This window comes from Flammeovirga yaeyamensis, from assembly GCF_018736045.1.
Classification (GTDB): Bacteria; Bacteroidota; Bacteroidia; order Cytophagales; family Flammeovirgaceae; genus Flammeovirga; species Flammeovirga yaeyamensis.
The window spans coordinates 2,850,329-2,870,289 of the sequence record NZ_CP076132.1 but is presented as its reverse complement, the minus strand read 5'-3'; the positions used below and the strand labels follow the sequence as shown (position 1 = coordinate 2,870,289).

At 32.8% G+C, this 19,961-nt stretch carries 12 protein-coding genes; 8 read left to right on the top strand and 4 right to left on the bottom strand.

Annotated elements, in window-relative coordinates; all coding sequences use genetic code 11:
- Nucleotides 1-13 precede the first annotated feature (13 nt).
- From KMW28_RS11285 to KMW28_RS11270, 4 genes are all read left to right on the top strand, one after another.
- Nucleotides 14-2,221 carry a GH92 family glycosyl hydrolase gene (locus tag KMW28_RS11285; RefSeq protein ID WP_169663328.1) on the top strand — a complete coding sequence of 736 codons (2,208 nt, stop codon included), beginning with the start codon at nt 14-16 and terminating at the stop codon, nt 2,219-2,221.
- Nucleotides 2,222-2,262: 41 nt separating this feature from the next.
- The gene (locus KMW28_RS11280) at nt 2,263-4,539 is read left to right on the top strand and encodes a beta-N-acetylhexosaminidase (RefSeq protein WP_169663329.1); all 2,277 of its coding nucleotides are present in this window, start codon (nt 2,263-2,265) and stop codon (nt 4,537-4,539) included.
- Nucleotides 4,540-4,563: 24 nt separating this feature from the next.
- Nucleotides 4,564-7,599, top strand: coding sequence for a GH92 family glycosyl hydrolase (locus tag KMW28_RS11275; protein ID WP_169663330.1), 3,036 nt, complete (start codon nt 4,564-4,566; stop codon nt 7,597-7,599).
- Nucleotides 7,600-7,846: 247 nt separating this feature from the next.
- Nucleotides 7,847-11,098 (top strand): hypothetical protein, encoded by a 3,252-nt coding sequence (locus KMW28_RS11270; RefSeq protein WP_169663331.1) that lies wholly within the window; start codon nt 7,847-7,849, stop codon nt 11,096-11,098.
- A 92-nt stretch (nt 11,099-11,190) separates the two neighbouring features.
- Here KMW28_RS11270 and KMW28_RS11265 read toward each other — a convergent pair whose 3' ends face one another.
- Nucleotides 11,191-11,661, bottom strand: coding sequence for an LEA type 2 family protein (locus KMW28_RS11265; RefSeq protein WP_066207175.1), 471 nt, complete (start codon nt 11,659-11,661; stop codon nt 11,191-11,193).
- A 375-nt stretch (nt 11,662-12,036) separates the two neighbouring features.
- Between KMW28_RS11265 and KMW28_RS11260 the strand changes: the two genes are divergently transcribed.
- On the top strand, nt 12,037-13,701 hold the full coding sequence (locus KMW28_RS11260) for a hypothetical protein (protein ID WP_169663332.1): 1,665 nt from the start codon (nt 12,037-12,039) through the stop codon (nt 13,699-13,701).
- A gap of 3 nt (nt 13,702-13,704) precedes the next feature.
- Here the strand turns inward: KMW28_RS11260 and KMW28_RS11255 are convergent, their stop codons facing one another.
- A complete protein-coding gene (locus tag KMW28_RS11255) occupies nt 13,705-16,101 on the bottom strand; it encodes a PspC domain-containing protein (RefSeq protein WP_169663333.1) in 2,397 nt (798 codons plus the stop codon).
- Between the two features lie 298 nt (nt 16,102-16,399).
- Here KMW28_RS11255 and KMW28_RS11250 point away from each other — a divergent pair, with 298 nt between their 5' ends.
- Both KMW28_RS11250 and KMW28_RS11245 read left to right on the top strand, forming a co-directional pair.
- Complete coding sequence (locus tag KMW28_RS11250) at nt 16,400-17,071, top strand: FKBP-type peptidyl-prolyl cis-trans isomerase (protein WP_205958143.1); 672 nt, start codon at nt 16,400-16,402, stop codon at nt 17,069-17,071.
- 185 nt (nt 17,072-17,256) lie between these two features.
- Nucleotides 17,257-17,691, top strand: coding sequence for a hypothetical protein (locus KMW28_RS11245; RefSeq protein WP_066207186.1), 435 nt, complete (start codon nt 17,257-17,259; stop codon nt 17,689-17,691).
- A 47-nt stretch (nt 17,692-17,738) separates the two neighbouring features.
- Here KMW28_RS11245 and KMW28_RS11240 read toward each other — a convergent pair whose 3' ends face one another.
- Nucleotides 17,739-18,143, bottom strand: coding sequence for a SiaC family regulatory phosphoprotein (locus KMW28_RS11240; RefSeq protein ID WP_169663334.1), 405 nt, complete (start codon nt 18,141-18,143; stop codon nt 17,739-17,741).
- Nucleotides 18,144-18,249: 106 nt separating this feature from the next.
- On the bottom strand, nt 18,250-18,951 hold the full coding sequence (locus KMW28_RS11235; protein ID WP_169663335.1) for an SIR2 family NAD-dependent protein deacylase: 702 nt from the start codon (nt 18,949-18,951) through the stop codon (nt 18,250-18,252).
- A 91-nt stretch (nt 18,952-19,042) separates the two neighbouring features.
- On the opposite strand from KMW28_RS11235, the gene KMW28_RS11230 reads away from it, so the two are divergent.
- Complete coding sequence (locus KMW28_RS11230; RefSeq protein WP_169663336.1) at nt 19,043-19,954, top strand: 1,4-dihydroxy-2-naphthoate polyprenyltransferase; 912 nt, start codon at nt 19,043-19,045, stop codon at nt 19,952-19,954.
- Nucleotides 19,955-19,961: the final 7 nt, after the last annotated feature.

Genomic DNA, 19,961 nt, shown 5'->3' with positions numbered 1-19,961 from the left:
TTACAACTACGATATGAAAATTAAATATTTATTCCCTTTATTCTTATTGACAATATGGGGTTGCACTACTAACGAGCAAAAACAAGAGCCAGTTAAATATACATCTTATGTTAATCCATTTGTAGGTACAGACGGACCTGGTAATACATACCCAGGGGCAACGGTACCACACGGTATGGTTCAATTATCACCAGACAATGGTATCTCTGGTTGGGACAGAATTGCAGGTTATTTCTGGCCAGATTCTACGATTGCAGGTTTTTCACATACTCACCTTTCAGGTACAGGAGCTGGAGATTTATATGATATCCTTGTGACTCCAAGAAATGGTAAAAGTGATAGAGTTGTGGTAGAAGCTGGATACGAAAGACCCGTTTCTTTATTCTCTCACGATAAAGAACATGCAGAGCCAGGGTATTACACTGTAGACCTTTTGGATTACAATATCAAAGCAGAATTAACTGCTACTGATAGAACAGGTTTCCATAAATATACTTTCCCTAAAGACGATAAATCTCAGATTATCTTTAATCTTGGATACTCATTAAACTGGGATGGACCTACAGATACGTACATCAAAGTAATCAATAATAAAAAAATTGTTGGTTATAGATTTTCTTCTGGATGGGCAGCTGTTCAAAGAGAGTATTTCGTAGCCGAATTTTCAGCTCCTATCGATTCTTATGAATTGATGAATTCTGAAGACCCAAAGAAACTTCAGATTGTTGATGGAAACGAAATTCAAGCGAAGAAAACAAGAGGTTATTTCAACTTCAAAACAGATGATAATAAGAATGTAATCTTAGTTAAAGTCGGTTTATCTAATGCTTCTATTGAAGGTGCAGAAAAGAATTTAGCGGCTGAGAATACGTCTTGGGATTTTGATTTAGTGAAAAATGAAGCTTCAGAAAAGTGGAATAATGAACTATCAAAAATTGAAGTGACAACTCCTAATGAGGAGCATAAAAAAGTATTTTACACAGCAATGTATCAATCACTTTTAGCTCCAACCTTACTATCTGATGTTGATGGTGGTTATAAAGGTGCTGATCAAAAGAATCATGTGGCGAAAGGTTATAAAAAATACGATACATTCTCTTTATGGGATACTTACAGAGCCGCTCATCCATTGTACACAATGATTCATGCTGAACGTGTTCCTGATATGATTAATTCGTTCTTATCTCATTATGATGAAACAGGTCTTTTACCAGTTTGGTCGATGAAAGGTAACGAAACGAATATGATGATTGGTTATCATGCAGTTCCAGTAATCACTGATGCTTACTTCAAAGGTATTAGAGATTTTGATGTTGAAAAAGCGTATGAAGCTTGTAAAGCATCTGCAATGAACAAAGAAGGTGATTCTATGGAAGATTACATCAAGCTAGGATATGTTCCATTGAATTATGATCACGAAAACTGGTCGGTTTCTAAGACATTGGAATATGCTTACGACGATTGGTGTATTGCGGAGTTTGCAAAAGCTTTAGGTAAAGAAGATGATTACAAATACTTTGCTAAAAGAGCAGAGAACTGGAGACATCATTATGATAATGAATCTACATTTATGCGTCCAAAAGACAAAAATGGAAAGTTCATTGAGCACTTTATTGCGAAAGAATACACAGATCACTTCTGTGAAAGTAATGCTTGGCAATACTTTTTCTATGTTCCACAAAACGTAGATGGTTTAATTGATGCAATGGGTGGAGCAGATCGTTTCGAACAAAAATTAGATTCGATGTTCTCTTATTACCCGACTCCAGAAGATAACCTTCCAATCTTCTCAACTGGTATGATTGGTCAGTACGCACATGGTAACGAACCTTCTCACCACGTGGCGTATTTATATAACTACATCAATAAGCCGCATAAAGCACAAAAGATGATTAACAAAATCATGAATACTCAGTACAAATCAACTCCTGACGGTGTTTGTGGTAATGAGGATTGTGGTCAAATGTCATCATGGTTTATCCTTAGTTCATTGGGTATTTATCCAGTAAACCCAGGTAATGGAGTATATGATTTAGGTACACCATTATTCCCGAAAGCAGTGGTTCATTTATCAAATGGCAAGACTCTAACTGTTATCGGTCATCAAACAAAAGATAGTCCTACAGTTTCTAAAGTTGTTTTCAACGGAAAAGAAATCAAAGGATATCAAATCGCAAATGCCGACTTAATGCAGGGAGGTACATTAGAATTTGTAAAATAATCATTCGATTTGAATGATAAAATATAGATAAGAGCAGTCTCATGAATCTCATCATAAAAGATATGATTTATGAGACCGCTTCTTTATCAAATCGTAAGCTAACAACCAACTTAACCTCTAAAGAAATGAGATTTTTATTACTGTACATCTTAATATTACCACTATCACTACATGTTTTTGCACAAGAAACATCTTTAATTCCTATGCCTCAAAATATTAAATGGGGAGAGGGATCTTTTACATTATCACCAAAGACAACATTATCAAAAGGAAATTCAGAACTTGATGTAGACTACTATATTCAAGAAATTCAAAAACAAAATAATGTTTCAATCACAGAAACTGATAAAGAATACGGAGATATAACACTTCACATAATCAATGAATTTAATCTTGGAGAAGAAGCTTATAAACTCACAGTTCAAGAAAGTTCTATTGACATTACAGCAAATACAGAATTTGGATTAAGAAACGGTTTAGCCACATTATTACAACTGATTGGCTTAAACAATACTGTAAAGTGTGTTGACATTAGTGATTCTCCAAAATATGAATGGAGAGGAATGATGTTGGATGTAAGTAGACATTTTTTCACTGTTGAAGAAGTGAAACGCTACTTGGATCTAATGACAAAATATAAACTCAATAAATTCCACTGGCACTTAACTGAGGACCAAGGATGGAGAATTGAGATAAAAAAATATCCCAAATTAACTGAAATTGGTGCTTGGAGAACAGAAAGAGATGGTTCTCGTTATGGTGGATTTTACACTCAAGATGATATTAAAGAAGTTGTAGCTTATGCTACCGCAAGAGGAATTGAAGTGATTCCAGAAATTGATATGCCCGGACATATGTTAGGTGCTTTAGCTTCTTATCCTGAATTAGCTTGTACAGAAGGACCTTTCGAAGTTTGGAATCGTTGGGGTGTGAGTGAGGATGTGCTTTGTGCAGGAGATGAACAAGTATATACTTTTATAGAAGATATTTTGGAAGAAATTATTCCATTGTTCCCATCAACATATTTCCACTTAGGAGGGGATGAGTGTCCTAAAACTAGATGGAAAGAATGCGATAAGTGTCAGTTGAAAATCAAACAAGAAAACCTTGCAGACGAGCATGAATTGCAAAGTTACTTTATCCATAGAGTAGAAAAGATGGTCAACAAATTGGGTAAGAAAATTACAGGATGGGATGAGATCCTTGAAGGAGGTTTATCATCTACTGCCACTGTACAACTATGGAGAGATTGGCACGACAAAGACGCTGTTAGCAAAATTGCCAAAATGGGAAATGATGTAATTGCATCTCCAACTGCTTGTTGTTATTTTGATTATGATATTGCCACAACAGACGTTGCACAATTATATGCTTTTAACCCAACGCCAAGTGATTTAAATAAAGAAGAAGCACAGCATGTTTTGGGAAGTGAATTTACGGTTTGGACAGAAAGAATTCCAGATCAAGATAGAGCAGACTTTATGATATTCCCTCGTGCATTGGCTTTCTCAGAAGCATTATGGACAGGTACAAAAGAGAATGGTTTAAAAGAATTTGAAGAAAGATTAGATCTCCAATATCCAATTTTAGATCAATTGGGAGTGAATTATGGTCCATCAGAAGTATTGATGGAGGTGAGTACATCCATGAAAGATGGAGATATTATGTTATCAGCCAATAAATTATCTGATAAACTTGAGATAAAGTATAAAGTAGGGAGTAAGGGTGAATTCCAGTTGTATACTAAGCCTGTAAAAGTAGAAAAATCTGGTGATATCATTTTCCAAGGTTTTAGAAATGGGAAAGCATTAGGCGATCCAATTTTAAAAACATTCCAATTACATAAAGGGAACTCAGCATCAATTAAATTGATTGAGGAGCCTTCTAAGCCTTATATCAATGGTGGAGCAGCTTCTTTAAATAATTCAATTATTGGAGGAGAGAAATTTCAAGATGGTACATGGATAGGATTTAACGGACAGAACCTACAAGCTGTTTTAACATGGGAAGAATCTCAAGAACTAAACAGTATTACGTTTGATGCGTATGATGAATTAGGATCTTGGATCATGTCTCCAAATTCGTTCAAAGTCTTAGTAAGTATTGATGGGTCAAAATATAAAGATGTCTCAAAGAAGTTTAAAGTAGAAAAGGTGGTTGATCTAAATAAAAATCAGTTTACTTTAAAATTTAAAAAGCCTCTAAAAGAGGTGAGAGGAATCGAAATCATTATCGAACATCCTGGTGTTTTACCTAAAAACCACGGAGGTGCAGGCAAGCCCGCTTGGATGATGATCGATGAATTGATAATAGAATAAGAATAGTCTAATATAAATCTAAGAATGCGTAAAGTTTTCATCACTATCAGCTTGATACCACTACTGTTTAGTTGCGTATCACAATTAAATCAAAAGGCGAGTAAAGAAGTCTTACCTAAATCGAACTCAGAATTTGTAGATCCTTTTATTGGAACTTCAGCTCATGGACACACATTTCCTGGAGCCACGGTGCCATTTGGTATGGTTCAATTAAGTCCAGATACTGGTATAGAAGGATGGGATTGGTGTTCGGGGTATCATTCCTCGGATAATTCAATTATGGGATTTTCTCATACACACCTTTCTGGAACAGGAGGAGGAGATTATGGTGATATCTTATTAATGCCAGCTGTAGGTGATGTTAAAACAGAAGCAGGTTCTAAGAAAAATCCTGATGAAGGTTACAGATCACGTTTCGAAAAAGTGAAAGAAGAAGCCTCTCCAGGGTTTTATTCTGTATTCTTAGAAGATTATGATATTACAGCAGAATTAACTGCAACAACACGTGTGGGTGTACATCAGTATCACTTTCCAGCATCTGATAATGCACACATTATACTAGATTTAAAACATGGTATTTCAGATTCAGCTAGAGAAACTTGGTTCGAAGTAACATCGGATAATGAGATCGTTGGTTTAAGAAGATCATCAGGATGGGCAAGAGATCAATATGTGTATTTTGTTGCTCAATTCTCTAAGCCATTTAAATCAGTTCAAGGCATTAAATCAGGAATGCAGTTAACTGAAACAAAAAAGTTAGATGGTGAAGATGTAAAAGCGGTTATCAATTACACCACTGAAGAAGGAGAAGCGATTGTTGTGAATGTCGCTATTTCTGGAGTGAGTGTTGAAGGTGCAAGAAAGAACTTAGAAGCAGAAGTACAAGGGTTTGATTTTAATAAAGTCAGAGAACAAGCGAAACAAACTTGGGATCAAAAGCTATCGAAGATTCAAGTAGAAGGTGGAGATCAAGTAAATAAAACTATTTTTTATACTGCTTTGTATCACTCGTTAATCGCTCCAAATGTATATATGGATGTCGATCATCAGTATAGAGGTATGGATCACAAAATCCATAAAGCAGAAGGATTTACGCACTATACTTTATTTTCACTTTGGGATACTTTTAGAGCAACCCATCCATTATTCACTTTAATTGCTCCAGAAGAAAACAACGATTTTATTCAGTCAATGTTAGTGAAGTATGAGCAATCGGGACAATTGCCAGTTTGGGAACTTTCAGCAAACGAAACAGGTACTATGATCGGTTTCCATTCTGCTCCTGTAATTGCAGATGCCATTTTAAAAGGTCAGGCTAAATTTGATAAAGAGTTGGCTTACAAAGCAATGGTGGCAGCAGCTGAAGATCCAAGAAGAGGATTGAATTGGTTCAATGAAGAAGGATTTATTCCTGTTGAAAAAGAAGCCAATGCTGTATCAAAAGGAGTGGAGTATGCTTATGATATGTGGGTGGTAGCCCAAGTGGCAAAAGAATTAGGTAAAATGGATGATTACAAAAAATACAGTAATCGTGCATTAAACTACAAGCAACTATTTGATAAAAACACAGGCTTCCTTAGAGGAAAAAATATGTACGGTGCTTGGGACGAACCTTTTGATCCAATGGCTATTTCACTTTTAGGAGCTGGTAACTATACTGAAGGAAATGCTTGGCACTACAATTTCTTTGCACCTCAGGATATTAATGGTTTAATCGATTTACATGGTGGAGATCAGAAGTTCATTGATAAGATTGATCATATGTTCAAGCAAGAAGCAGTGAACGATAATCATATGGCACATGACGTAACAGGATTAATTGGTCAGTATGCACAAGGAAATGAGCCGTCACATCATGTTATCTATCTATACAATTATGCTGGTGAACCATGGAAAACTCAATCGAGAATTCGCCAAGTAATGGATGAGATGTACACTTCTGAAAGAGACGGACTTTGTGGAAACGAAGACTGTGGTCAAATGTCAGCATGGTATGTCTTTTCAGCAATGGGATTCTATCCAGTAAACCCTGCTGACGGAAATTATGCGATTGGTAGTCCTATTTTTGGAAAAGTAACCATTCATTTAGATAATGGAAATGATTTTGTGATTACTGCTGATCAATCGTCTCCAACAAACGAATATATTCAATCCGCTGCTTTTGATGGTCAGGCGTATAATAAAACATACATCACTCATGATCAAATTGAAAAAGGAGGAATACTATCTTTCAAAATGGGAGAAAACAAATCAAATTGGGGAGCAGAAGTAGCGGCAAGACCAACTTCACATGCCATTCCATTAGATGAGGTAGAGAGTATTTTAGAAACGAAAGAAGTAGTTTACAGACCATATGTAACGAATTCATCAGTTATTTTTAATGGTGAAACAACAGTTGAATTTAAAGATGTGACTCCTAATGTGAGTATTTACTACACTTTAGATGGATCTATTCCTACAGCTACATCACCTAAATTTTCTGAAGCATTTACATTAAATCAATCGACTTTAGTGAAAGCAATTGCAATTGATCCAAATGGTGTTTCAAGTAAAGTTTCTAAATTCGCATTTAAGAAAGCATTCTACAATACGGGTGGTGAATTCCCTAAGTTGTCTATCAACTATGAGAAAAATGCTACTTATGATGCTGGTGAAAACGGCATCTTAAATGGTATTTACGCATCTGATAACTTAAGAGATGGTAAATGGGATGGTGTAAGCGGTCAAAATTTTGAAGTAGTAATTGACCTTGGAAAAGACGAGGAATTACATCAAGTGTCTATTGGTTTCTTAGAAAATACATCTTCGTGGGTTTTCTTGCCAAATAAAGTAGAATTCTTTGTGTCAGAAGATGGAAAAGAGTTTACTTCACTAGGAGTTGAGTCTACAGAAATGCCAAATGATCATCCAATTATTGGAGTGACACGTTTCGCTAAAGAAATAAAGGGTAACTATAGATATGTGAAAGTAGTTGCTATTCCTTTTGAAGCATTACCAGTATGGCATTCAGGAGCAGGTAATGCACCTTGGATGTTCACTGATGAAATTGTTGTTGAGTAATAATAGTCAATGACAAAAAGTTTTTATAGGCTCGGATGTTGCATCCGAGCCTTTTTTATTTGAATAAACATCATTTTCCATCAAGATTCTTTTTTGATCTCAAATTAATAGATATCAATGGCATGATATTTTAGAAGTTCTTAAAAATTGTATAACTTAAATTTTTAGTTGATTTAAAATCAATTTTTAATCTTTCTTATTGCTTTCATCAACTAGCTAAAGAAAACTCTAGCTGCACCACTACTCAATGAAGAGACTATTACTTAATATGGTAGGAGGTTTATCCTCCGAATGGTCAAGGATCTCGGCACTACTAACACTAGGATTTTTTACTGGTATTTTTATGGCGAGTTATAGTGTATCTATCAATACACTATTTATCTCAAAATTTGGTAATGAAAACGATTTCCCTTTGGCATTAGTCACTCAAGGGGTATTAGGTATATTATTTACAATATTATTCTCCAAGCTTCAAAATATACTAGGATTTAGAAAATTAGTCTATTACACGAGTATTATCATTCTTTTATTGGTAGGTGGTATATCTTTATCACTTGTACTTAAGGATAATGATGAAACGATTGTCTTTTTGGGATTTGCTACTCTTGGGCCTGTCGCATCTATCTCATTATTGATATTTTGGGGTGCATTTGGACGACTTTTTAACTTTACTCAAAGTAAGCGTTTATCGGGAGGTATTGATACAGGACAAGCTTTTGCAACCATATTTGCCTTCTTCTCAGTGCCGTTTATTCAGCAACTATTACCAAACCTATCTTATTTATCACTGGTAGGAGTTATTTCATACCTTTTTTGTTTTGTCTCTATAGTGTACATTTTAAAGAAATTTAGAATGCACTCTGCTGAAGCATTAACGGTTGATGAAAACGTAGAGAAGGTATCTAATAAAAGAACACGTTTGAGAGATTATAAAAACTACTTTTTTGTGATCTCTATTTTCGTCATGTGCTCTAGTTTTTCAGCTGCATTCGTTGATTATTCATTCGTCACAGTTACACCTCAATATTTTAAAGAGGAACAAGAATTAGCCAATTTCTTAGCCTTTTTTGAAGCATTTATCATCATTGTATCCTTCCTAGTACAGACCTTCTTAAACGATAGAATCTTAGAAGTTTACGGTTTACAATATTCTTTGATGTTGTTACCTGGTATATTGGTTTTCTTCTGTGTTATTGATCTAGTTATTGGATCTTTATTTGGTCACGATCAATCGTCAAGTGCCTTTTTGATGTTCTTTTTGATCATAAGTATGTCAAAACTAGTGACCGATGCCTTGCGGGATTCCCTAGAGAATCCCACAGTAAAAATATTTTTCTTTCCACTGCCAGCCGAGATTAGATACGAAGCACAAACCCTAGTAGAAGGTACTGTAGCTCAATTTTCTACATTGTGTGCAGGTATTCTGATGATAGGCATATCAAAACTCAACAACTACAATATTCTCTATAACAACTTTGTGATATTTGCGATAGTAGGGGTTTGGGTATTTATTACCTTCAAAATGTATAATTTTTATAAAATTTCATTGCAAAACCTTTTATCAGCAAATTCTACTGAGGTAAATTATACACAAGAGATCGGTAATCGATTTAAAAATAACAAAATACAGAACTTACTTCAGAGTCGTTGGAATAGTGTGCCTCATAAAGTTGCCCCTTTATTATTTCGATTAATTGAAAGGTTAGATGTATTTCTATTTCGTTCAATTTTATCAGATGAAGGTAGTTTGTATAGAATGAATAACAAAAGACAGGCACTTCAAAAAATTAAAGAATATAGTATTTATGAGAGTATCCCTTCTCTAAGAAATTATGAAGAAGGGACTTTCTCAGACGAGTTTAACTTTTCGAAGCTAGCAGTTCAAGTCGCTGAAGATTTAGAATTAGAGATAGTAACGGAGATATCTTACGAAAACATTGAGAAATTATCTAAATCATCAAATGCTGTGGATAGGGTAAATGCAGCTAGATATATGTTTAATATATATGATGAAAAGTACGATAAGATCATTGGGAAATTAATTAGGGATTATACTTACACTGTAAGGTGTGAAGCAATTTCTTTAGTAGGGTATCATAAATTATCAGAATTTATTCCTGCATTAGTAGAGCGTTTGGCCATAAAGGGGGATGAGCGTGTTGCATTGTCTGCAATTGTTGCTGTTGGTGAATCCGGAGCTAAAATTTTGGAGAACGCTTTTCATAAAAATGGTCAGTTACAATTAACTCAGCGATTGATTTTGCAAGCTTATGCAAAAATTGGTAGCGAAGAATCAGTTCAATTATTATCTGATAAAATTACCTATCCAGAAAGAAAAATTTCCTATGAAGCTTTATCTCTCCTAAGTGCTTTAGGATGGAATGCTGAAGATGAATATCAAAAACTCTTTCTAAAGGAAGCACTTAAAAGAGAGGCAAACAACTGTTATTGGAACATTGCATCAACTTTAGAATTAGAGAACAATAGAAATACTAATTTATTATCAAGAGCACTTCAGGATGAAATTATGACCAACTATGATCAGATTTTCTTAATCCTGAATATGTTATATGATAGAGGGTCATTATTATTGATCAGAAAGAATCATGAATTAGGAACAGCCGATAGTATAGGTTATGCCGTTGAATTGTTGGATGTATTGATTGAAGAGGATATTAAAGCCTATGTTATTCCACTTTTTGATGATGTTGCGTTAGATGATAAAGTAAAGAAGTTGTCAGAACTATTTTATAGAGAGCATTATACATCAGAACAAGTTATTTTTAAGTTATCTAATCGAGATCCAAACTGGCTTTCTTCTTGGGTAAGGGCGTGTGCTTTATATACTTTGTCTAGCATTAAAGAAATGTTAGATCAAGAAATGTTGGTGGGCTATTTATTTGATCAAGAAAGAATGATGTACGAATTAGCTGCATGGATTTTACGAATACATCATCCGGAAACTTTAGAAGATGCTTATGGAAGGTTACCACAGGATAAAGAAGCTGATTTAAGGGATATAATGAAAAATATTGATTCATTAAAGTGGGAAGATGCTCCTCATTTAGCCTTTTCAAAAGCACTTTATTTTTCTAATTTATCTGAATTTCATGGACTTACGGGAGATGAGTTAGCTGATTTAGCAAAAGTTTCTAAGATTAGATTTTATGAGAAAAATAAGGAAATTACGTCAGCAAAAAGGCTGAAAGAAAAGGGTTTATATATAGTGAAAAGCGGAACTGTAGCTGTAAAAGATGGAGACTTGGATGAGCATGCATTACTGTATTCCAAAAGATCAATCATTGGTTCTTATGTTTCAGTAGCCTCAGATGCATGGGTAGGGCATTGCCTTGCAGTAGAAGATACAGAACTAATAGAAATTGACGAAGAAGAGTTTTTCTTATTGCTCGCTACTGATCCTCATATGGTGGAGATTATTATGAACAATATTAGAAGGACTTTTAGAACTTCAATTAATTTGCAGAAGAGTACTGTATAGAAAATGTCTATATGTGTAAAAAAAGCCAACTATTTTATTACTTAAATCAGTTGGCTTTCCATATAATAATATCAGTTATCAGAATATGTAGATTACATATCTAAACCTATTGTTTCTTTTTGATCGAAAGGTACTTTGAAGTTCACTCCTAAAACTTTCGTTCTGATGTACCCAGCATATCTTACTTCAAAATCTTCACCAGTAGCCATATTCATTAAACCACCTAGTATGTTTGAGAATAAAGCTTTTGGAGGAAATTGTACTTCTAATGGTAAGGTAAATTCAGATTTACCTTTGGCTTCTGAGGAAACATTCTGATAAACATTTCCAATTTTATTTCCATTCACTAAAACATCTACATGAATTTCATCTATCGTTAATGATACTCCATTAGGGTTGTATAAAACCGCTTCCGCTTTGATGACAAAGTTACCGTCATCTAAAGAAGCCATGTCCATATTTCTAATATCCACAAATTCAGGTGATTTTGGCCCGCAAGAAGTGGTGATAAATAAAATTGAAAAAATTAGGAAATACCTAAATAAGTGTGTTCTTGAAAACATATTTAAAAAATTATTATTTATGTAAATTTATCAAATTTTGCGAATATCTATTGGATAAAGACATAAAATATATTGCAAAATTCTAAGCCTTAATATAACCATAGCGTTGTGTGCTTGTAATTCCAAATTTTATATATGATCTTATAATCAAAGTAATGATGTGGCTTATTTTTAAATATTTTAGACAATAAATGTTAATAAAGGCTATTAGAATTACCTAAATATGTTTTTCGTGTTACTTTTGTTTTAATATAATATTTTGCTGTATTAAGATTTTCCGAGCTTACCCATATTCAAATGCTTCAATTAATAGAGAGTTTGATAAAGAGTTGCTTTTTTAGTACTTAACGAGAAACCCGAAATATAGGTAGAATTATGACAATATCATCAATGATTCAACCCGAGAAAAAGATACATTTCTTTCAAATAATAGAACACACTGTATATCGCTTTTATGCTTTATTAAAAGAGGGTAAAGGTAATATCGGTGATGGTAAACAATGCTTCAAATTAAAAGGAAGAGGAGTTAATTTATACTCCAAAAGAGAATTCCTTGAGCAACAAGATATCGAAGAATCATTCTTTGATGACTTGTGCTATGAATTATGGGCTATATCAGAAAAAACACCTAATTGGGATATTGACAGATTGTTCGCTTATAAGAATGAAATTACAGAACATGCTAACTATATTTTAGAAGCTAAAACACTATCTGATTTAGAACTTTACATTTCAGATAGTAAAACAGCGAACTTCTTATATACATTCATGCTGAATTTTTTCAACGAAACGTTGAATGTAAATAACAATATAGATATACCCTTAAATCAAGAAAGAAAGGAAGCACCTATCTCTAAAGACAATCATGATGATGTTAATTTTCAAATAGAAATTTTAAATCGTTTCCAGATGATGGAAGAGAAAATACACCTTCTTGAAACTGAGAATAAACGATTGGATGCTATTGAGAAAAACTACATTGATAAAATAGCACATTTAGAATCTGAATTTAAAAGAGTTGAAAAATTAGAAGAGACCACCGAAAAAATTCAACTTTCTAGAAAAAAATCACTTGAAGAAATTGCAGATAACACAGAGAAGAAATTCTTAGGTGTGCTAGAAAAATTAAACTCTTTAGAAGAACATACTTTTAATAAAGATTCTGTACGCGATTTTATTGTGAAGGTTGAAAACCTAAATGAGCAAGTGTCTGATATGAAATCAGAATACGTTAAAGAAGATGCTCTTCAAACTTTCACAAAACAACTTGAAAAATTAAACAAAGAAATAAATCACATTAGTGATGAATATGGTAATGAACTCAAGAAAATTGAACTTAGATTTACCAAAATAAAAGGTGAGAGAGTTGAGTTAAGAGATCGTATGGATAATATCGAAGAAAGCACGAAAGACAAATTCGATGCTTTTGATGATAAACTCAATACTGAAGTGGAAGCTATCCACAAAGTCTCTGATGAAATGACACATAGACAACAAGAATTGCAATCACTATTACAAGATCAAATTGTTGGGAATAGAGAACATACTGATAAAAGTATAGAAAACATCGCTTCTTTAGTAGATGAATTAAAGGAGAAACAACATGAAATCTGGATAAAAATTAATGAGGTGATTAGTAAATCAAAGTCAACATCTGCTGCTGTTGTAGAAGAAACGGTTACTACCTCACAAGGGAATGATTTTGAAAGTGCTCCAACGAAAAGTAAATACGTTGATATTTTCTATGCAGAACCTGATGGAAATGGCTTTTTGACCAACCTATCACCAAAGAAGACCTCCTACAAACATGTTTACAAAATTAACGTTATTGACGAAATGAATGCCGATTTCGAATTTGTAAATGATGAAGATTCTATCAGAACATTAAATATGAACCTAGCCGTAATGTTTGATGAATATATGATTGATAATGGTACTTATGGTAAATCCATGAGTTTATCATTGTATGGAGAAGCGAAAAAAGTAAGAGGACTTAACGCTTGGAGAGTAAATAAAAAGGCTATGGTGACAAGAAGATAAATATTATCTCTGTGTGTGTTTTTCAAAATGTAGTGGATCACCATCCACATATACTTTTGATAATGGAGATTGAAATATAGTAGCATTGTTTAAGGCATGGACAGACATTTCTGACATGCCTTTTGTTTTTGCCTTTACATTGTCAGCAACAAAGTTTTTACCATCAAAATAACTACCTCCATTGGTTGTAAGGAAAACATTTACAGCTTTACCAGAGATATCCATATTTGAGGCACCTTTAAGAATGATGTCTGCTTTTTTAGTATTAATGTCTTTAAAGTCACCATGAATGTTACCAATCAAAATCATTTCTAATGAATCTGTTTGTAGATCATCCATTTCGATAGACCCATCTCCCTCAAACTTTATATAATTTAAATTAGAGGTAACCAATGAAAGTTCTAATGCACTTTTGTTATTAAAATCATTAGGATAAAGCCTTAAATTATTATCATCCTTAGTGATTTTCAAAATTTCTCCCTTTGTGGATTTAGGGTATTTAATCATTGATCCTTTAAAATTAGGATCTATGATAATACGAAGATTAATATTTCCATAAAGCTGTAAGGAATCGGTATTGGTTTTGAATCTTTTTTGTCTAATAAGAATTTTTCCATCTTCTAGATCATTTCTTTTGACAATCATTGGTAGATTATTGGCATCAAAGATTTCTAAATGCCCATGAGTGTTATACACTAAATTATTCTCTACACCATCATCAAATTGATGAATTCCCTGATCATTTAAATACGATTGTAGCTCTTCGTTTATTTTAAATGGTACCCCTTTTGGCAGGAACATATTCAAAGATAATTTCTGATTTCTATATTTTACTCCTCTAGGAAAACTAAAATGAGAAGAAAGAATAACATCATCAGAATTTATGGTGGTTACATAATCTATAGCTTTCGCATTTTTAATTGCCTTTTCACGAGTTTTTCCCCAAGACTCTTGTAAGAAGACAAATTTTAAATCATTCCCATTATAAGGGTTGATCTTTATTTTAGCTTCATTTAAAGGTATATTACCTACTTTATCTAGAGATAGAGTAAAAAGCTGAGAATTTATAGGAATAAGAATCTCTTCTTTGTGAGTTGCTTGATTATCAAAATTGTGTACTGACATATTTAATGCAGTAACTAGTAGGATAGAAGATATACTCATGATAATCGTTAGCACAATATAAAAAGAGGTTTTTACCACCTTTTTAAATACCATCAACGATAATGAGATCAATATAAGTAAAAGCTGCAGTGTCAAAAATTGTATTGTAGCAATAACAGCTGTAGTCTGTGGGATACTATATTGTAAAGTCGTAAGAAGGTTTCTATCAATACCAGTGATAAGTATATCTTGTTCTTGAACAGGTATATAATTGAATATATCTGTAAGTTGGAAGATTTTTAATGCAATTGAAAGTACTGGTACACCAACTACTAAAGAAACCAAAGTGGATAGAAAAAGAAATGCACCTGTTATAAATGATACTACTTTTAGTATATCAAGTAGAATAGGATCAATATTAATAGTGCCTAACTTATTATTTATTTTTTCAATTTTAGACCCAATAATTTTTTGAGACTTAGAGGCTTGATGTAAAGTTTGGTTTAAATAATCTTCAATTTCATCAAGAGTAAAGGCTTTACCAACACTCTGGAATTTATCTTTAAGTGTTCTTGAGTAGGGTGTAACTATCCAAAATACGATATACAAAAGAATAAGTACATTAAAGTAAAATGCTAATCCAATAAATAGCAATCGTACAAAGACAATATTTATCCCAAAATAATTAGAAACCCCTGCAGCAATCCCACCAAGTACTTTATTTTCTTTATCTCTAAAAAAGATCTTAATATTTTGGTCTCGTTCTAGATTTCTCTTTTCTGGAAGAAATAACCACATTATAATATAAATAGTAGTCGTAAAGATTAATGGGATCTTTGTTTCAGAAAAAAGGAGAAAAGGAATAAGGAAAATGATTCTTATGGCAATTGGATCAGTTTTTAATAAATGTGCAATACCTGTAGCTACTCCTCCAATTTGCTGTCTATCTACATCTCTAAACAGTTTATATAAAAAGTCTTTGGCTTTTTCTTGACTCGACTGAATGAAACTTAAAGATATTCTTTTGTGATCATAGGTTTCTTCAGTCTCTTCTTCTTTATCTGTTTCATTATTATCTGGAACTGAAAAGCCTTCCGGTAAACCTATAATCTTTAAACAATGAATCAATTCTTCAGTGTTGATATAGTCAAACTCATCTTGTATAAAAGGGATTAATAATTCTGAAAGCTTATATTCCAATTCCAATATGATTTTATTGAAATTTTGGAATGTGCTTAAATGCTCATGAAGTGCGGCATAGTAATTATCATATATTACTTTGCTTTCTTCAGACATCTTGAAGTTATTATTACCTATATGTACGTTCTTTAATATCACTGAAAATTATAAAAAAATGAGTTTTACCATTGTAATATTAATAGATTAGAAACTAAAATCTTTCCATATTGAAATTTGAACATCTTATACCTGTGTAACTATCAGGTAAACAGATAGTTACAAGTACTTTCTTTACTTTATTATCAAGTTGTAATTGTTAATCAATTGTTCATTTTTGAACATTTTGTACAGTAATCTCTACATTTTTTAATTCCTTTCTTATCTTTGAAATAGCAAAATTTAATTTTTTCAAGACATGATGAAAACATATTATTTATTAATTAGTCTATTATTTATTTTCCTAAATTCTAATGCCCAATGCGATAAGTGTCTCCCTCAAGAAGAGGAAATCGATTATTGCTTTAAAGACGCACGATTCGAAGACCTATGTGCTCAATTTGTAGATAAAAACTATTTTTATTTCAATAAAAAGAAAAAATCGAAGAGAATAGATCTAAACTTTGATGATGTAGAAGATATAGTAGCCTACAGGAAAATCACAAATAATAAAAAGTTGAAGTTAACAGCTAATGACCTACTTTTTATTCAAATGTCTGTATCGAAGTGGAATGTTGAGAAAAAACGTTTAGGATATGAATTCTTAGAATCAGGATTAGGTATCAAAATAATTAAGAAAGGTGGAGATGTTAAGCCTGTTGATGGTAAAACAGTTGTAGTACATTACGTTGGTTATCTCATGGATGGAGAAAAATTTGATAGTTCTCGTGATAGAGGACAACCATTCCAATTTCAATTAGGTAGAGGTAGAGTGATTAAAGGATGGGACGAAGGTGTAAAAAATCTAACCATAGGTACTAGAGCAATGTTAATGATACCGCCAGAATTAGGTTATGGTTCAAGAAATATGGGGCCAATACCCGCTAACTCTACTTTAATATTTGATATTGAAGTTTTAGATCAAAAATAATAAGAAGAAAAGACTGCTTTTAGAAGTGGTCTTTTTTTTCGTTGTGACACTACTTTTCTAGTTGTAGACAGTGTTTTGTTGTTAATAATCATCATTTAAGAAACTTTTTTCTTGATTTAAGAATCTTTTTAGTTGGTTAAAGCGTTTATAAATGTAAATGGACAACCTTTATAACTGTTATGATTATGAGAGTATTACCACTAATATTTTTTGTTTCCCTGACACTAAATAACTTATTTGCCCAAGGTGTTGACAGTTTCAATTACCTTTCCAACGAAACACAAGAAATTATAGAAGATATAGATAACCAATCAGAAGTTTATCTACATAAAATAGAAATCAAAGAAGATAATGATTTAGTTTTTCAGGAGTTCTTTGATCCGAATATTCCAATTACTAGAGAAGAAAGAGTAGCTTTAACAGCAAAAGATAATTCATATCTAACGCCAGTAGTTGGAATAAACACAAACGGTAAAAAAATATATAAGCCAAAAAGCGAGGCTGTATCAGTTATCCAATCAGATGGTACAAACGTTTATTATGCAGACAGTGATAGAATCTATGGAGCATACAACGTTTTGCCGGGAGCAAGGATATTGATTATAAATATCAAGAAATAAAAAAATAGGTCAACTTAAATGTTGACCTATTTTTTTTTGATTAATCATTAACTGGCTATTAATTGAGATTTATCAGATAGGATAGTAGAAATGTGAACATCAGCACTTTCTGATAATTCTTCAATATCTTCTAATAAGTCATCATCATTTTCTAATACATACCAAACAATCGAAATTTTCTTTCCTTTCAATTGCCATTTTTTTAATGTTTCTAAAACATTAAAAATTCCTTTTGAGGAAGCTGTGTCAAAATAAGTAATACCAAATGTTAGTGATAAATCATTCTTCAGTACAAAATATTCGTCAATCCACATCGTTATTTCTCTGTATAACTCAGCAGCAGTGATATGAAAAGATTGTCCATAAATGTTGCCGCTAGATTCGTTATATTTTAATGTTACTTGAGGAATTTGAATATTTTTGCTGTTTTTGTTAATTATTAAATCATTCATAATGTAGTTAGTCGATAATAATACAATCGGGAAACACAGTTTTAAATTTGCTTGTGTAATGATAATGTACGCTTTACACTTATACAAAGAAAAGTGAAAGAATTTATCAGATATGGTCAATTTTCATGAAATAATCCATTAATTCTGGAACTCCTTGAGTGGCAGAGGCTTCAATTACTTTTATTTTAGATGGGTCGATTCCCTTCGGAACATTAGGGTCAACTAAAAAGAGTTTACAATGTGAAGGGACATAATGTAGTAATCCTGCAGCAGGATAAACTTGTAAAGATGTTCCAACTATAATAAAGAAATCGGCCTCCTCTGTTAAAGTAATTGCTTTCTCCATCATAGGGACATCTTCTCCAAACCAAACGATATTTGGTCTTAACTGACTTCCTTTTTCACATTTATCACCTAGGTTTAATTCAGTACCTTCTACGGGGTAAATTAAATTAGGGTCTAAAGTACTTCTACTTTCAAATAATTTGCCATGTAAATGGGTGACTTTGGTAGAACCTGCCAATTCATGTAAGTGATCTACATTTTGAGTGATTATTTCAACGTCATAATATTTTTCTAAAGCAGCTAAAGTAATGTGCCCTTTATTTGGTTTAGCGTTTATCCCATTTCGTCTCCTTTGATTATAGAAATCAAGTACTAATTCTCTGTCTTTTGCCCAACCTTCTGGGGATGCTACATCCATAATATCGTGCCCTTCCCAAAGACCATCGCTACCTCTAAAAGTGGCAATTCCGCTCTCTGCACTGATACCAGCACCGGTCAAAACAACAATTTTTTTCTTTTTCATATGAGTTATTTTTAAAACGAACTTAATATATGTGTAAATGTCAATGAAAGAAAGTATTATTGTCCTAATTATTGACATAACGAACAATTTTATGAAAGCTTGGATTCAGGCCTTTAGATTAAGAACATTACCATTAGCAATTTCCAGTATTCTTTTGGCCAATTTAATGGCGTATAAAGTACTGCAAGGATTTTTCAGTTTTGAGATTTTTTGGTTGACTATTTTAACGACAGTACTACTACAAATTCTTTCGAATTTAGCCAATGACTACGGTGATGCCGTAAATGGAGCAGATCATGAGGGGAGAAAAGGTCCGCAAAGGGCTGTTCAGAGTGGTGAGATATCAAAAGAATCAATGAAAAGAGCGATTTATATCTTTAGTGCGCTCTCATTTGTATCGGGAATTGGTTTACTCTATCAGAGCATATCCACACTAGATGAATTTTTATACTTCATTGGGTTAGGTGTTTTAGCCATTATTGCAGCAATTACATATACCGCAGGTAAAAAGCCCTATGGGTATGCTGGTTTAGGCGATTTAAGTGTATTAATCTTTTTTGGTTGGGTAGGTGTGCTAGGAAGTTATTACCTACAGGTAGGTGAATTAGATATCACTTTATTATTCCCGGCAACAGCTTGTGGTTTGCTTGCAGTAGCTGTACTCAACGTAAACAATATAAGAGATATTGAATCTGATATAGAAGCAGGAAAAAAATCAATTCCAGTAAGATTAGGAAGAAAATGGGCCGTGATGTATCATTGGTTATTACTATTTTCTGCAATTATTTGTGGTCTATGTTATGTGTATTTTAATTATGAATCACCTTTACAATGGTTATTCGTTATTATTTTCCCATTATTGAGAAAAAATGGTTGGGCGGTAACACGTTTAAAAGAGCCAAGTGAATTGGATCCTTATTTGAAACAAATGGCCATTACTTCTCTTTTATTTTCTATCTTATTTGGAGTAACTCAACTTTTACCTTTATACTTTCAATTTTAATTTCTGA

Bases quoted from the DNA above. Each gene is read 5' to 3' on its own strand.
- KMW28_RS11250 (WP_205958143.1), top strand. From the start codon at position 16,400: ATGATGAAAACATATTATTTATTAATTAGTCTATTATTTATTTTCCTA.
- KMW28_RS11275 (WP_169663330.1), top strand. From the start codon at position 4,564: ATGCGTAAAGTTTTCATCACTATCAGCTTGATACCACTACTGTTTAGT.
- KMW28_RS11265 (WP_066207175.1), bottom strand. From the start codon at position 11,661: ATGTTTTCAAGAACACACTTATTTAGGTATTTCCTAATTTTTTCAATT.
- KMW28_RS11255 (WP_169663333.1), bottom strand. From the start codon at position 16,101: ATGTCTGAAGAAAGCAAAGTAATATATGATAATTACTATGCCGCACTT.
- KMW28_RS11285 (WP_169663328.1), top strand. From the start codon at position 14: ATGAAAATTAAATATTTATTCCCTTTATTCTTATTGACAATATGGGGT.
- KMW28_RS11245 (WP_066207186.1), top strand. From the start codon at position 17,257: ATGAGAGTATTACCACTAATATTTTTTGTTTCCCTGACACTAAATAAC.
- KMW28_RS11235 (WP_169663335.1), bottom strand. From the start codon at position 18,951: ATGAAAAAGAAAAAAATTGTTGTTTTGACCGGTGCTGGTATCAGTGCA.
- KMW28_RS11280 (WP_169663329.1), top strand. From the start codon at position 2,263: ATGAATCTCATCATAAAAGATATGATTTATGAGACCGCTTCTTTATCA.
- KMW28_RS11260 (WP_169663332.1), top strand. From the start codon at position 12,037: ATGACAATATCATCAATGATTCAACCCGAGAAAAAGATACATTTCTTT.
- KMW28_RS11270 (WP_169663331.1), top strand. From the start codon at position 7,847: ATGAAGAGACTATTACTTAATATGGTAGGAGGTTTATCCTCCGAATGG.
- KMW28_RS11240 (WP_169663334.1), bottom strand. From the start codon at position 18,143: ATGAATGATTTAATAATTAACAAAAACAGCAAAAATATTCAAATTCCT.
- KMW28_RS11230 (WP_169663336.1), top strand. From the start codon at position 19,043: ATGAAAGCTTGGATTCAGGCCTTTAGATTAAGAACATTACCATTAGCA.